Origin of the sequence: Lacrimispora sp. (assembly GCF_036758025.1) — a bacterium.
Classification (GTDB): Bacteria; Bacillota; Clostridia; order Lachnospirales; family Lachnospiraceae; genus Lacrimispora.
Genome location: NZ_DAIOXM010000010.1, coordinates 112587 through 125951, shown reverse-complemented (window position 1 = coordinate 125951; position 13365 = coordinate 112587). Strand labels below are relative to the sequence as shown.

12 protein-coding genes and 1 pseudogene are annotated in these 13365 nt (G+C 45.2%); 5 read left to right on the top strand and 8 right to left on the bottom strand.

Going from position 1 to position 13365, the window contains the following annotated elements; all coding sequences use genetic code 11:
- Positions 1-16: 16 nt before the first annotated feature.
- From V7M78_RS10710 to V7M78_RS10700, 3 genes are read right to left on the bottom strand one after another with little or no spacing between them, the layout of a single operon-like run.
- Positions 17-1411 carry a sensor histidine kinase gene (locus tag V7M78_RS10710; RefSeq protein ID WP_333649285.1) on the bottom strand — a complete coding sequence of 465 codons (1395 nt, stop codon included), beginning with the start codon at positions 1409-1411 and terminating at the stop codon, positions 17-19.
- The gene (locus V7M78_RS10705) at positions 1408-2109 is read right to left on the bottom strand and encodes a response regulator transcription factor (protein ID WP_333649283.1); all 702 of its coding nucleotides are present in this window, start codon (positions 2107-2109) and stop codon (positions 1408-1410) included. The genes V7M78_RS10710 and V7M78_RS10705 overlap by 4 nt, the downstream gene beginning before the upstream one ends.
- A gap of 54 nt (positions 2110-2163) precedes the next feature.
- The gene (locus V7M78_RS10700; RefSeq protein WP_333649281.1) at positions 2164-2778 is read right to left on the bottom strand and encodes a C40 family peptidase; all 615 of its coding nucleotides are present in this window, start codon (positions 2776-2778) and stop codon (positions 2164-2166) included.
- Between the two features lie 488 nt (positions 2779-3266).
- On the opposite strand from V7M78_RS10700, the gene V7M78_RS10695 reads away from it, so the two are divergent.
- The 5 genes and pseudogenes from V7M78_RS10695 (at position 3267) to V7M78_RS10680 (ending at position 8484) form a co-directional block, all read left to right on the top strand.
- Complete coding sequence (locus V7M78_RS10695) at positions 3267-5096, top strand: heavy metal translocating P-type ATPase (RefSeq protein WP_442914645.1); 1830 nt, start codon at positions 3267-3269, stop codon at positions 5094-5096.
- A gap of 170 nt (positions 5097-5266) precedes the next feature.
- On the top strand, positions 5267-5635 hold the full coding sequence (locus V7M78_RS10690) for an ArsR/SmtB family transcription factor (protein WP_333649279.1): 369 nt from the start codon (positions 5267-5269) through the stop codon (positions 5633-5635).
- Positions 5636-5879: 244 nt separating this feature from the next.
- Positions 5880-6107, top strand: coding sequence for a heavy-metal-associated domain-containing protein (locus V7M78_RS10685; protein WP_333649277.1), 228 nt, complete (start codon positions 5880-5882; stop codon positions 6105-6107).
- 22 nt (positions 6108-6129) lie between these two features.
- Positions 6130-6267, top strand: a pseudogene (locus V7M78_RS21635) (cation transporter); the annotation flags it as partial.
- An 84-nt stretch (positions 6268-6351) separates the two neighbouring features.
- Positions 6352-8484 carry a heavy metal translocating P-type ATPase gene (locus V7M78_RS10680; protein WP_442914644.1) on the top strand — a complete coding sequence of 711 codons (2133 nt, stop codon included), beginning with the start codon at positions 6352-6354 and terminating at the stop codon, positions 8482-8484.
- Between the two features lie 59 nt (positions 8485-8543).
- Here V7M78_RS10680 and V7M78_RS10675 read toward each other — a convergent pair whose 3' ends face one another.
- From V7M78_RS10675 to V7M78_RS10655, 5 genes are all read right to left on the bottom strand, one after another.
- Entirely contained in the window at positions 8544-9137 is a 594-nt protein-coding gene (locus tag V7M78_RS10675; RefSeq protein WP_333649273.1) for a Fe-S-containing protein, read from the bottom strand.
- A gap of 112 nt (positions 9138-9249) precedes the next feature.
- Positions 9250-10494 carry a nitrogenase component 1 gene (locus tag V7M78_RS10670; RefSeq protein ID WP_333649271.1) on the bottom strand — a complete coding sequence of 415 codons (1245 nt, stop codon included), beginning with the start codon at positions 10492-10494 and terminating at the stop codon, positions 9250-9252.
- Positions 10475-11773, bottom strand: a complete 1299-nt coding sequence (locus V7M78_RS10665) for a nitrogenase component 1 (RefSeq protein ID WP_333649269.1) — start codon at positions 11771-11773, stop codon at positions 10475-10477. The genes V7M78_RS10670 and V7M78_RS10665 overlap by 20 nt, the downstream gene beginning before the upstream one ends.
- Positions 11770-12525: a nitrogenase iron protein NifH gene (locus V7M78_RS10660; RefSeq protein ID WP_333649267.1), complete on the bottom strand. Its 756-nt coding sequence runs from the start codon at positions 12523-12525 to the stop codon at positions 11770-11772. The genes V7M78_RS10665 and V7M78_RS10660 overlap by 4 nt, the downstream gene beginning before the upstream one ends.
- On the bottom strand, positions 12525-13349 hold the full coding sequence (locus V7M78_RS10655; RefSeq protein ID WP_333649265.1) for an ABC transporter ATP-binding protein: 825 nt from the start codon (positions 13347-13349) through the stop codon (positions 12525-12527). The genes V7M78_RS10660 and V7M78_RS10655 overlap by 1 nt, the downstream gene beginning before the upstream one ends.
- Positions 13350-13365 lie beyond the last annotated feature (16 nt).

Here is a 13365-nt window from a genome sequence, read left to right as displayed (position 1 = left end):
GGAATTTTATGAGTTCTCAATTAACCGGAAATACCATGGTAAATACAGCCCCTTGGCCTATTTTACTCTCTGCGTAAATCTCTCCGCCATGCTTTTCCACAATTGCTTTCGTAATAGATAGTCCGATTCCCATACCCCCGGTCTTTTTACTTCTGGACTTATCTACACGGTAAAAACGGTCAAATAAATACGGTAAATCTGATGCCGGAATGCCGGGTCCGCTGTCTTTCACCTTGATTATGATCTTATTGGCCAAGGTCTGGCATTCGACCATTATATCGCCTCCCACCGGGGTGTAGGCCAAGGCATTGGAGAGCAAATTTACCATACACTGCTTCAATCTGTAATAATCAGCATACATTGGTGCTTCCAAAGGCACTGCCATACGCAGGCTGATATTTTTATCCTGTCTCTTAATTTCAAAATCCCGGAATACCGTCACACACAAATCATGGAATTCAAACTTTGTTTTGTTCAGTGTCTGTTTCCGGTTTTCCAAAGAATACAGTTCCTGCAGCTGTCCCACAATATCAACCAGACGCAGTATCTCCGCATGACAGCTCTCCAGATGATCATTGTCTGCCGGCCAAATCCCATCCAGCATAGCTTCTAAATGAGACTGCAGATTGGTAAGGGGGGTGCGCAGCTCATGGGCTACATCTACAGTTATCTGCCGTTTTTGCTTTTCGTCCTCTTTCAGTGCCAAAGACATCTTATTAATGGATTCTACCAGATTTGACGTTTCCACCATGGTGGTTTTCTTATCTGACTGCACACCATACTCACCTCCGGCTATCCTTTGTGCCACCTGTATGACACCGGTGATTGGCTTTGAGACGGTGCGGGCGATCAAAACACCAAAAATAATCACCGCAACCAGAGAGATGCCCCCAATCAGAAGAAGTGATTTATTCAAAGCCTTTAAAAGTTCCAGTTCCTCATCGCTTAAGGAATAAGGACCGTAATAACCTATTTTTAACGTTCCGGTAATGGTTCCGTTATTTTCCAGCTGATAGGATTCCTCCGTATAGCTGCCCTTAAAATTCGGATATGTTTTATGCATATTGCTTTCAGCATGCTGCAGTACCATCCTGCACTCTTCAGCCCGGTGGCTTCGGACATCCCAGTCTATTTCTTTATTGGCAGACTGCATATGAATGATCATACCGTTTTGCAAAGCTGCATACCCAACAATTTCAATTCCACTTTTATCATATAAGCCCGTATCAGGATTATATAGCTGATCAATTTGAAAGATAATCTGGTCAACCTGATTTTTTTGCTGTTTCTTTGCATAAGTTTCAAACATCCTGTCAGCCATCACATTAAAAAAGAGGCTCAGACATAAAACAATCAGCACAGCTATGGCGGAATATGAAGTGATCAAGGTGTTTTTTAAAGTTTTTTTCATGACTCAGCTCCGGTAAATTTATATCCCATTCCATGAACCGTAAGGATAAAAACAGGATTTTTACGGTCTTCTTCTATTTTGGTACGGACACTCTTGATATAGGTATCAATACTCCTGTCATACCCGTCAAAATCGTCACCCAGGGCATAGGTTATCAGCTGTTCCCTGGTAAATATCCGGTTAGGAGCCTTGGCCATGGTTGCCAGTATTTTATACTCTGTCGGGGTCAAACCTGCATCCTTGCCGCAAACCTTGACTTTGGCATTTTGAAAATCAATTACAAGGCTTCCCTGATTGTACGAAACCGGAATGCTGGTAAGTTCATCACTTTCTATCCGCCTTAAAATAGCCTCTATTTTTGCAACAATTGTTCTGGGACTGAAAGGTTTAAAAATATAATCATCTGCCCCCATTTGAAGTCCTTTTATCAAATCGGCCTCTTCGGTCTTCGCCGTCAGCATAACAATGGGAACCCGCGAACTCATGCGTATCATTTGACAAATCTGTTCTCCCATAATATCAGGAAGCATTAAATCAAGTAAAATCAGAGAAAGATCATTGGATTTAAACAATTCCATTGCGGTTGTGCCGTCATAGGCACTTAATACCTGATAACCCTCTTTTTCCAGATATGCCCGCAATACATTTACTATTTTTTCCTCGTCATCCACAATGAGAATTGTCCTGTTTTTTTTCATCTTCTTCCTCTTTATTTTTTATTTTATAGTTCCAAATCCTGTCCATACATGATGCTATAGGAAACGTCTGATAGAAAGTATGGGCTTATATGTAACCGGAGATACCTTAATTCCATCTTCCGGGTTGCTTGAATGCACCAGCTGATTCTGCCCCATATAAATGCCAATATGTCCTTGGTAGAATACTACATCACCTGGCCTTGCATTTTCAAGGCCGCCGATATCAGCACCGGAGCGGCCCTGTTCTCTTGAGGTTCTGGGCAGTGATATTCCAAACTGCCGGAATACACTCATGACAAAGCCGGAACAGTCAGCACCATTTGTCAGACTGGTTCCGCCGTATACATATGGATTTCCTATAAACTGGGAAGCATATGAGATAACCTGTTCCCCTATGCCGGCCTGGGATACAGCAGGCCCTTCCGATGCGGCTTCCATTAGAGAAATTCCCGGACCAATAGCGGTAGTTAATTGGGAAACCTCCGCATTACTGCTTTCTGAAATGGGAAAGCTTTCTACAATCGGTATTTCTGTATTCTCATAACTTGTGGCTTTTTCCGTCACAACAGGCTGTGCATGAACAGGAAAATTGTTAACAGAAGTGATGATCAGCCCTGCAAAAAACGCAGCCATTCCTTTGTTTCTTTGAATGAATCTACTCTTTCCCATGATTTTATCCCCTTGTATGATTGTCTCATATATTACATTTCCGTTACAATTTATCACAGAAATGTGGGGATTATATGACTATTAAAGAAGTCCATTTATAAATTTTTATTTTATTTGGCGGCTTTGGGAGCAAAAGGCTAAATTAAAAATATCCATTGACAAACAGAGAAAAGGAGCATATACTAATAATAGTTGAATACATGATCAACTATTCATAAGATATCATAATGAAGAAAGATAACACTTTTGTTATCTGATGTTGGAAATAGTTGAATAATTACTTAATTATAATCTCAAGGGAGGAATATATCATGAAGAAAGAATACGTGCGAAAGGAATCGGAATCAAATAATATTATGGCAGAAAACGCAAAAAAACACAGCGGTCATGACGGACACAATCATAACCACGAACACGATCATGGCCATAGTCATAACCACGATCACGGCCATACCCATGACCACGGCGATGGAAAAAAACAGCTAATTATGCTCCTGATTGGTGCGGCTATATTTGTTTTAGGTATGGTTCTGGAAAATGCCTTTACCATCAATGAATCTGTTTTGCTTGGTATTTTCATCGTTGGCTATATCATTCTCGGCAGCAGTGTGGTTCTGCAGGCGCTGAAAAATATCACACGCGGCCAGATTTTCGATGAAAACTTTCTGATGACCATCGCCACCATTGGTGCGTTTATCATTGGTGACGCTGCCGAAGCGGTGGGAGTTATGCTGTTCTTCCAAATCGGCGAATATTTTCAGGGGCTTGCCGTGCGGCGCTCTAAAAAATCCATTACCGATCTGATGGATATCCGTCCTGACTTTGCCAACGTGAAACGAAATGGCGAAATCATCAAGGTATCTCCTGATGCTGTTGAAATCGGTGATATTATCGTGGTAAAGCCCGGCGAGAAAATCCCCCTTGACGGTGTGGTGATTGAAGGTGAAGCCATGCTTGATACAAAAGCCCTCACCGGAGAGTCCGTTCCCCGCAAGGCCAAGGTCTCTGATGAAGTATTATCCGGTTGCATCAACCAGAACGGCTTACTGACCATCGAGGTCACAAAGAGCTTCGGACAGTCCACCGTGGCAAAAATTATTGACCTTGTTGAACATGCGTCCAGCAATAAAGCACCCACTGAAAATTTCATGACCACTTTCTCCCGCTACTATACACCTGTTGTCGTTGCCCTGGCGGTACTCATTGCTGTCATCCCTCCCCTGTTCTTTGGCGGTATGTGGGCAGACTGGATCAACCGGGGACTGATTTTCCTTGTAATCTCCTGCCCCTGCGCATTGGTTGTATCGATTCCTCTCGGTTTCTTTGGAGGCATCGGCGGTGCATCCAAACGGGGTGTGCTGGTCAAAGGAAGCAATTATCTTGAAGCCCTTGGCAATCTGGATGTGGTTGTATTTGATAAAACCGGAACCCTGACCAAAGGTGTATTTAAGGTGACACAACTGCTTCCCGCCGATGAATTCACCAAAGAACAGCTTTTAGAGCTTGCAGCAAAGGCCGAAGCTTTTTCTAACCATCCCATTGCCCTTTCCATTATGACGGAATACGGAAAGGACGTTGATAAAACCACCCTTACGGACTATAACGAGATTTCAGGACATGGAATCAGCGTAAGCGCCGATGATAAGGTTGTTCTTGCCGGCAATGATAAGCTGATGAGACTAAAAGGCGTTCCTTTTGCAGAATCGGCTGAAACCGGTACAAAGGTCTATGTTGCGCTTGATCATGTTTACGCAGGCTGCATCGTTATCTCCGATGAAGTGAAAAAAGACAGCCGGGATGCCATTGCTGCTCTGAAAGCCCGGGGGGTGCGCAAAACAGTTATGCTCACTGGGGATACCCCTGAGATTGCCGGTGCTATTGCAAAAGAGCTTGCACTTGACGAAGTTTACGGCGGCCTGCTGCCGGAGGGCAAGGTTGAAAAACTGGAACTGCTGGAAGGACAGAAACGCGGGAAAGGAAAGCTGGCTTTTGTGGGTGACGGCATCAATGACGCACCTGTACTGGCCCGGGCGGATGTGGGTATTGCCATGGGCGGCCTCGGCTCTGATGCTGCTATTGAAGCTGCAGATGTAGTTCTCATGACCGATGAACCCTCCAAGCTGGCTGAGGCCATTGATGTTGCCAGATTTACAAAACGCATTGTATGGCAGAACATTGTATTTTCACTTGGGGTAAAAGGGATATTCCTGCTCCTTGGCGCTGCAGGCGTTGCAAGTATGTGGGAAGCTGTATTTGCCGATGTGGGCGTTACATTGCTGGCCGTCTTAAATGCCACGCGGGTTATGGGAAAAAAGTGATGGTCCATTCAGCGGAATTTCAGCATTCCATACGTTTCATTACGTTCCATCCCCTGGTATTGAAATCAGAAGTCAGCTATAATTTTTTTAAATCTTATTGACACAATAAAAACAGTAGAATATAATAGTTGAAAGACAATACAACTATTCAACTTATGCGAGGTGATTTTATGGGAACATATGAACCCGATATTGACAGGTGTGATTGCAGTACAATCCATGAAGAGGTTGTAAATGATGTCCGTGAGCATATGCCGGATGAGGATACCCTCCTTGATTTAGCTGATATATTCAAGGTATTCAGTGACTCAACACGGGTAAAAATACTCTGTGCATTGTTTCGGGCTGAGATGTGTGTCTGTGATATCGCCGTTCTTTTAGGCGCGACCAAATCTTCCATTTCCCATCAGTTAAGGATTTTAAAGCAATCCAAGCTGGTGAAATACCGGAAAGACGGCCGTGTTGTTTACTATTCTCTTGCAGACGAACATGTTAAGTGTATTTTTGATCAAGGACTTATTCATGTCTGTGAGAAATAAGGGTGTTGCAAAATGTAAAAATTCAACAAGATGAGGCATCTATTCATTTGGATGGCACCAATACCTTGTATGAAAAAATCATTTTGCAACTCCCACAAGTAACATATACTGGTTTTATTTTAATGACAAAAAGGAGGGATTTACTTATGCAGTCTGTTATTTTTTCAATTTTAGGGCTCTGATTATTTTTTTCGCAAATTAGTTGAATAGTTGTACAATCATATATTAAAGGGAGATAATTACTATGGCTACTATAAAGAAACAATTTGTTCTGGAAGGACTGTGCTGCGGAAACTGTGCAGCTAAAATTCAAAATGATATACGCCTGTTAGACGGTATCAAACATGCGGAGGTTAACGCTGATACCGCTATCCTGTCCGTTGAATTTGATACAGACGCAGAAACATTGATCAAAGAAATTACCCGTATCGCCGTATCGCATGATGAAGACATTGCAGTAAAAGAGGCTTAAAAGAAAGTGACGGTGACCGGTTATGGATACAGCTATAAAAAAAGAATACTTGTTAGAAGGGCTATGCTGCGGCAATTGTGCAGCTAAAATCGAAAGGGATGTGAATAAGCTGAGCGGTGTTTCTTCTGCTGCCGTCGATTTTATGTCAAAGACTCTGACCATGGAGATTACAGCCGGTGATGCCGTAAACAGTTTGGCCGCTCAGGCTGATGCAATTGTAAAACGGCACGATTCCCAGGTTGTAATGATTGAAAAAGAAACAATACAGCCTGGTCAGAAGGTCTTATTTTTATTGGGATTATGCTGCGGCGACTGTGCTCAGAAAATTGAAGCTCAGGTTAACCGCATTGGTGGTGTCAAAACGGCAACTCTGGATTTTGTTTCCCAGAAGCTGACCATTGAGGCATCGGACAGCAGAAATCTTCCTTCCATCGTGCGCCAGGCATCCCAAATTGCCAGGGACATTGAACCGGCCATTGAGATTTCCTATACCAATAAAAAGCCTGTTGAATCGGACAAATCCGCCGATATAAGAAAATGGGTTCACCGCTTCAGTCTTGGTGCAGGAGCCGCATTATTCATCACCGGCACTCTATTTGATTTTGAACAGCCCATTGGTTTTATTGTATTTCTCATCAGCTATCTTTTAGTAGGCGGAGAAGTTGTTTTACGGGCACTGAAAAACATATCCAAAGGGCAGGTGTTTGACGAAAACTTTTTGATGAGTGTTGCGACCATCGGTGCTTTTGCCATCGGGGAATACCCGGAGGGCGTAGCGGTCATGCTCTTTTATCAGGTTGGAGAAGCATTTCAGCGTCTGGCTGTCAACCGTTCCCGTAAATCCATTTCCGCTCTCATGGATATTCGGCCCGACTTTGCAAACTTAAAAGTGGGTAATGAAATTCGTAAGGTTACGCCGGAGGAGGTAGGCATCGGGGACTTTATCGTTGTAAAGCCCGGAGAAAAGATACCGCTGGATGGCCGTATTATAGAAGGTGTTTCAGCTTTGGATACTTCTGCTCTCACCGGAGAGTCTCTGCCCCGGGACGTTGAACCGGGAAATGAAGTGTTGTCCGGCTCCATCAATAAAAACGGTGTTTTGACCATTGAGGTTTCCAAGGAATTTGGGGAATCCACAATTTCCAGGATCCTGGATCTTGTCCAGAATGCCAGCAGCAAAAAGGCACCTACGGAGAACTTCATTACAAAGTTTGCCAGATATTATACTCCTATTGTTACCTTTGCCGCCCTTGCACTTGCAGTAATTCCGCCCCTTGTGATTCCGGGAGCCATTTTCAGCGACTGGATTTACCGGGCACTGGCTTTCCTGGTTGTATCCTGTCCTTGTGCGCTGGTAATCTCCATTCCTCTCAGCTTTTTTGGGGGAATTGGCGGAGCTTCAAAGAATGGAATTCTGGTTAAGGGAAGCAACTATTTAGAGGCGTTAAACAATGTGGATACCATTGTTTTTGACAAAACAGGAACATTGACCAAGGGAATTTTCAAGGTGACTTCTATTGTTGGAGCAAACAATTGGGGGAATCAGGAACTGTTGTCTTATGCGGCCCATGCCGAAAGCTTCTCCAATCACCCCATTGCCTTATCAATTCAAAAGGAATACGGTCAGGAGATTGATTCACAAAGGCTGACAGACCAGGAGGAAATTCCCGGTTTAGGAATCAAGGTGAAAATTGACGGTAAGACCGTACTGGCCGGAAACGGCAAGTTAATGGATTCTGAGCATATTACCTGGACGCCTGCAAATGCATTGGGCAGCATTGTATATCTGGCTGTTGACGGGCAGTTTGCCGGACATATCGTCATTTCTGATGAATTAAAGCCCGACAGCAAGACGGCCATTGCTGATTTGAAGAAACTTGGCGTGAACCAGACCGCTATGCTGACAGGTGACAGCAAGGCCGTGGGCGAAGCCATAGCCGAAGAAATCGGGCTGGATTCTGTATATACGGAGCTGCTTCCCCATCAAAAAGTTGAACAATTGGAATATCTGGACAAAAACAGAAAGGGCAAAGGCAAGCTGGTTTTTGTGGGTGACGGAATTAATGATGCTCCGGTTCTGGCAAGGGCTGACATCGGCATTGCCATGGGTGCGTTGGGTTCTGATGCAGCCATTGAAGCGGCTGATGTGGTTCTGATGACCGACGAACCTTCCAAGATTGTTTCCGCTATCCGAGTGGCACGCAAGACACGGGCAATTGTCTGGCAAAATATTATTTTTGCAATGGGTGTCAAGATCATCGTTCTGATTCTTGCTGCCGGAGGTATGGCAACCATGTGGGAGGCTGTTTTTGGAGATGTGGGAGTGACGGTTATTGCTATTTTAAATGCTATGAGAGCTATGAAAACGATTCAGTAAAAACCATGAAAGGAGCTGTTGCCATAAGTATGGCAGCGGCTCCTTTCACTATAAGCGGTTTATTCGCTGGCACCCTCTTCACTGGCTCCGTAGCCGGCAAGGGAAATGCTGAAATCAGATGTGTCCCATTGAGAAAACATATCATTGGAGTAGGACAATACCGCAGCAGGGATAACAACTTCTGCATCGGTATCATTGCGCATATCAGATGTAATGGATAAGGGCTTACATCCACCCCAGCTCTCTGTTCCTAAAATAGAAATTGATTGTGTGGTGCCGCATACACTGCAAGTCAGAATGTCCTCACTCAAAGTAAAACGTACATTGCCTCTGGCATAACATTCTTCACACGTATCAAACGCTGTTTTTATTGCGCCATCATTATCTTTAAAGAAAATGAGCTCTTCGTTACTGCCAAATTCTATATAATTCATGCCTTTTTTCAAACTGTCTACAGCCACACGCAGATCCCCATTTGAATCAGGGGCCGAACTTATTATGCTGGCCGGCACTGGCTTTGAAAGATTAGACAAAACAACTATCACGGCAATCGTACATACGGAAAGCAATGCACCGATAATGATTTGCTTTTGCCGTTTCTTTTTCTGTTGTTCCAATCGTTCCTGTTCTTCTAATCGTCTTTTTTTTCCCACACTGCCCTCCTATAAAGTAAAAGTTGATTTTTATGGTAGTTTTATTATACTATACAATTAACAAATTGGGGAAAGGTTTTAATTACGAAAGAAATACCTAAACCAAGCCGGCTTAATCTTCGTCATCCTCCTGCTCAAGCGCAGCATTGATCCATAGGTCCATCAAATGAAGTGCACCGCGAAAGCCCACAAATGGAGGAACATATGGGTTCAGCCTCCGCCTTATATCAGGGTTAGTAATTTGCAGCGACATGTTTCGGTCCGCCCATGCCAGTGCTTCACCGCTTGCCATCAAAAGACCCTTCTTTTGGGATTGAATTGCCTCCATCCACTGATCTTCTGTAAAATACGGAATATCATCGCCGGCCATATCCGGGCTGTCACACCAGTATGTTCCCTGAGGCAAGGACAGTTCTCCGCATCCAAAATTACGGATCCCTCTTACCACATCAGCATGAGCACCAATAGACAGCCGGATTTTCTCAGGATGCTCTTCTCCAAGATGCCGTATTAAAGGTCTCATGTCCGAAAGCAGCCGTTTCCCTTCTCTAAGCTGGCTGTCCAAAAAATCACGGTCCACAGGAACTTTCAAGATTTCAGCCACTTCTTCAATCCAACGTGCCGTCCCATCAATTCCATAAGGACGCCCCTGCAGATAGGGAGTACCGAACCGCTCTTGCAAATGTTTAGCAGCAGGTTCTCCTTCACGCCGAAGAACCAGGTTAATATGGGCACCTCCCATATTCTCAATATCCTGCACGGAAGTATCCGAAGTCAGTATGCATAGAGGCTTCATACCAAAAACACCCTCCATAATGCGGAGAATTTCACTGGCATCGGCCTGAAACCGGAACAAGTCGGCGCAGGAGCCGATAATATTAAAAGTAGACTGAGGTTTTTTATCCGTATCCCTGGGTAGTGTCTGTACCAGCCTTAGAAGGGCCTCCTGTATGCCCCTATGCTGAGTTACTTCAAATCCGCCGTATCCAAAAGACAAAAAATGAGTATTCGGATACTCCTGCTGCAGTGCTTTTGCCTCTGCCTGGAGATCTGTTCCGATTACCTCAGGGATAGAGGAGGGAAGAAGGAAAATCACCCGGGGATTATCACGCTCCATCACATGAGCAATGGTGTCAGCCAGCTTATCTGTACTGCCTAAGGCGATATCCGTTTCATCTATGTGAGTAGAATACCTTTTACAAGCACCTCTTACGCCAGTGTTCTCCAGGGTCACGCCGCTGTACATCATATGTCCCATACATCCGAATTCCACCATTGCCGCGTCCCGAATGGAAGAAAGGGTCCACAAAATCCCCATACGTCCGGAGGGAAGCGGCTTAAATCGATGCAGTCCCATAGTTATTTCCTCCTTTCCCGGATATTTTATCTTTATCCAATACCGCCAGAGTCTGTTCCAAAAACTCTATGGTCAGCCCATAACCTATTTTTCCGTATAAATGATGCATGTTCTCCATATTGGGAATGGTTTTCCCCCCGGGCGGCAGATACCCGAAGCAGATGTCAGGAGCCAGACTTTCAAGAATGGAATATTCCGCAGGAAGATTCACCATCCGGCAGATATAAGGTATATGTCCCAGCGCGAGAAGAGCCTTTGCGTGTCCCTTATCCTCAGGATAAAATTCATCCATATGCAACAGTAACGGTTCCATGCCAAAGCCCGCCAGATAACCAGCCAGAACAAGAGGCATTCCAGCTCTTAAAGAAGCAATGTAACGCAGTCCTTTTAGCTCATCAGCCGCCTTTTTCTCCAAAGAAAGGGCTTTTTCCCGTTCCTCATCAAATTCATCCTTCCAGGTAAAACCAAACTGCTCTGCAATTTCCTTATAAGCCCTGTCAATAGACTCAACAGAAAAAAGTGTATGCAAAGAAACAAAGGGCACGCCGAATTCCCGCTCCATCCTGACAGCCAAGGGCTGAGTATAAGGGGAAACCACCAGATTAATGGCAGCATCAGGCGCACTTTGGAAATCCTCAAAGGCGGCCCCCGGTGCAAGGTAACGAAGGGACAGCCCCTTACGCTCCAGTTTTGCAAACAGAGGCGGCAGGGGAATATGCTTTTCCTTTGGATTGCGTCCCAATACATTGATCTGCAGAGGATTATTCTTCTGTTCCCTCATCAGTGACCCCAGTGCCTCCATGGTCTTCCAATAACCGGGAGGATAGCTGAAATTCTTGAACTGTCCCAGCATTACATGGGTAACAGGTGCGGAAAGCTCTGGCTGGACCTCCTGGATAATTCCTTCAATATCCTCTCCGATCAGCTCGGGAATACAGGTAGCAATCAGCAGAATGGCCTTTGCTCCGGCTTTATCCATTTTCCTAAGGGCATCTATTAACCCGTTGCGGCAGCCAAATACTACTTCATGCTGATCCAGCACATACAGCCAGTGCAGCTCCCCATGTTTTCCTTCCGGTTTGGGATTGAACAGTCTCACGTGAGTCGTACATTCAGGCATGCCTACCAGCAAAGACGAAAGTCCCCCAATATCTTTTGCCGTCAGGGCCGCCATGCGCATGGGACAGTGACATCCAGGGGAAACAGCAGGGGACAAAAACTTGATTCCTGTGTTTGATTTCACCCCGGATAACTTTTTTAAATGCTGCAGTTCCTTCATATCCCCTCACTTCCTTCCAGCAGCAGCTTTGCCAGCTCCTTGTAATAGTTTGCCATATCAGAATCCGGGAACGCCTCCACAACGGTTTTTCCCTCTGCTTCCGCCTGCTGCACCAGCGGATCTCTGGGCAGACGGTAGATAATATCTGTTTCGATCTCTGCAGCCGCCTTATCCACCAGCTCATTTTCTCCCTCAAAGTTCTTGGCATTGAGAATCAGCCCCCGAAGGGAAGCGTATCCCCGCTTGCCAAAGCTTTTGACAGCGTGAGATATATTTGAGGCAGCGTAAAGGGACATCATTTCTCCGGAGGTCACAATGCACACCTCATCGGCGTACCCGCCTCGGATTGGCATGGCGAAGCCGCCGCATACTACGTCACCCAGAACATCATACAGAATCACATCAGGCTTATATACCTCATAAGCATCCAGTTCCTCCAGCTTTTCAAAGGCAGTGATAATTCCCCGTCCTGCACATCCCACACCCGGAACAGGCCCGCCTGATTCCACGCATAATACGCCTGTTGTGCTTTTGACCACTAAATCCGTAAGCTCTGCGTCACCGTTTTCCCGCAGGGTATCCAGCACTGTAGTGATGTTTTTACCACCTGTCAGATTGCGGGTAGAGTCTGCTTTGGGATCACATCCAATCTGCATGACGGTCAATCCCATTGTCGCCATTGCTGCTGATACATTTGATACGGTGGTGGATTTTCCAATGCCTCCCTTACCGTAAATCGCTATTTTTTTCATTAACATGCCTCCTCAAAATTATCTCCATTTTTTCGCATTTCGGGAATAAGGTCATAAGATACACAGGTTGGGCGTCCTGTGCGTGGTTCCTTCACAATCTGGGCATCAATGTGAAATGTTTCTTTCAGCACCTGAGGAATCATTACTTCTTCCGGAGTGCCATGTTTGATGATATTCCCGCAGCGAATAGCAATCATGTAATCGGAAAAACGGGCAGCAAGATTTAAATCGTGGAGCACCATAATAATCGTGCAGCCTTGATCCCGGTTCAGGCGGTGAAGAAGTTCTAACACCTCAAGCTGATAGGCAAGATCCAGGTAAGTGGTGGGTTCGTCCAATAAAATCAAATCAGTCTGCTGGGCAAGGGCCATAGCAATCCACACCCGCTGCCGTTGTCCACCAGAGAGGTTGTCCACTGCCATAGTTTCCAGTTCCGTTAGCCTGGTAACCTTCAAAGCCCACTGGATGATTTCCTTATCCTCAGGTTTAAGTTTGCCAAATCCATGCTGATGGGGAAAACGTCCGTAGGCCACCAATTCTCCTACGGTCAGGCCAGCAGGGGCCTGGGGAGATTGGGGCAGAATCGCCATCTTCTGCGCTACTTCTTTTGTTGTCAGCCGGTGAATATCATCTCCATTTAAGTACACGATGCCATTCTTGGGCTTAAGGATGCGGCCCACTGCTTTTAATACTGTAGACTTTCCGCAGCCGTTGGGCCCGATAATGGATGTTATTTTCCCCCGGGGAATCTGCATATCTAAATTGTCTACCACAAGTTTTTCATCGTAGGCGACAGCTAAATTCTCTGTTGCAATGCTGTTCATAATTCTCATCCTTTCA

Bases quoted from the DNA above. Each gene is read 5' to 3' on its own strand.
- V7M78_RS10700 (WP_333649281.1), bottom strand. From the start codon at position 2,778: ATGGGAAAGAGTAGATTCATTCAAAGAAACAAAGGAATGGCTGCGTTT.
- V7M78_RS10665 (WP_333649269.1), bottom strand. From the start codon at position 11,773: ATGAAGGAACTGCAGCATTTAAAAAAGTTATCCGGGGTGAAATCAAAC.
- V7M78_RS10705 (WP_333649283.1), bottom strand. From the start codon at position 2,109: ATGAAAAAAAACAGGACAATTCTCATTGTGGATGACGAGGAAAAAATA.
- V7M78_RS10710 (WP_333649285.1), bottom strand. From the start codon at position 1,411: ATGAAAAAAACTTTAAAAAACACCTTGATCACTTCATATTCCGCCATA.
- V7M78_RS10690 (WP_333649279.1), top strand. From the start codon at position 5,267: ATGGGAACATATGAACCCGATATTGACAGGTGTGATTGCAGTACAATC.
- V7M78_RS10685 (WP_333649277.1), top strand. From the start codon at position 5,880: ATGGCTACTATAAAGAAACAATTTGTTCTGGAAGGACTGTGCTGCGGA.
- V7M78_RS10680 (WP_442914644.1), top strand. From the start codon at position 6,352: ATGATTGAAAAAGAAACAATACAGCCTGGTCAGAAGGTCTTATTTTTA.
- V7M78_RS10660 (WP_333649267.1), bottom strand. From the start codon at position 12,525: ATGAAAAAAATAGCGATTTACGGTAAGGGAGGCATTGGAAAATCCACC.
- V7M78_RS10670 (WP_333649271.1), bottom strand. From the start codon at position 10,494: ATGGGACTGCATCGATTTAAGCCGCTTCCCTCCGGACGTATGGGGATT.
- V7M78_RS10695 (WP_442914645.1), top strand. From the start codon at position 3,267: ATGCTCCTGATTGGTGCGGCTATATTTGTTTTAGGTATGGTTCTGGAA.
- V7M78_RS10655 (WP_333649265.1), bottom strand. From the start codon at position 13,349: ATGAACAGCATTGCAACAGAGAATTTAGCTGTCGCCTACGATGAAAAA.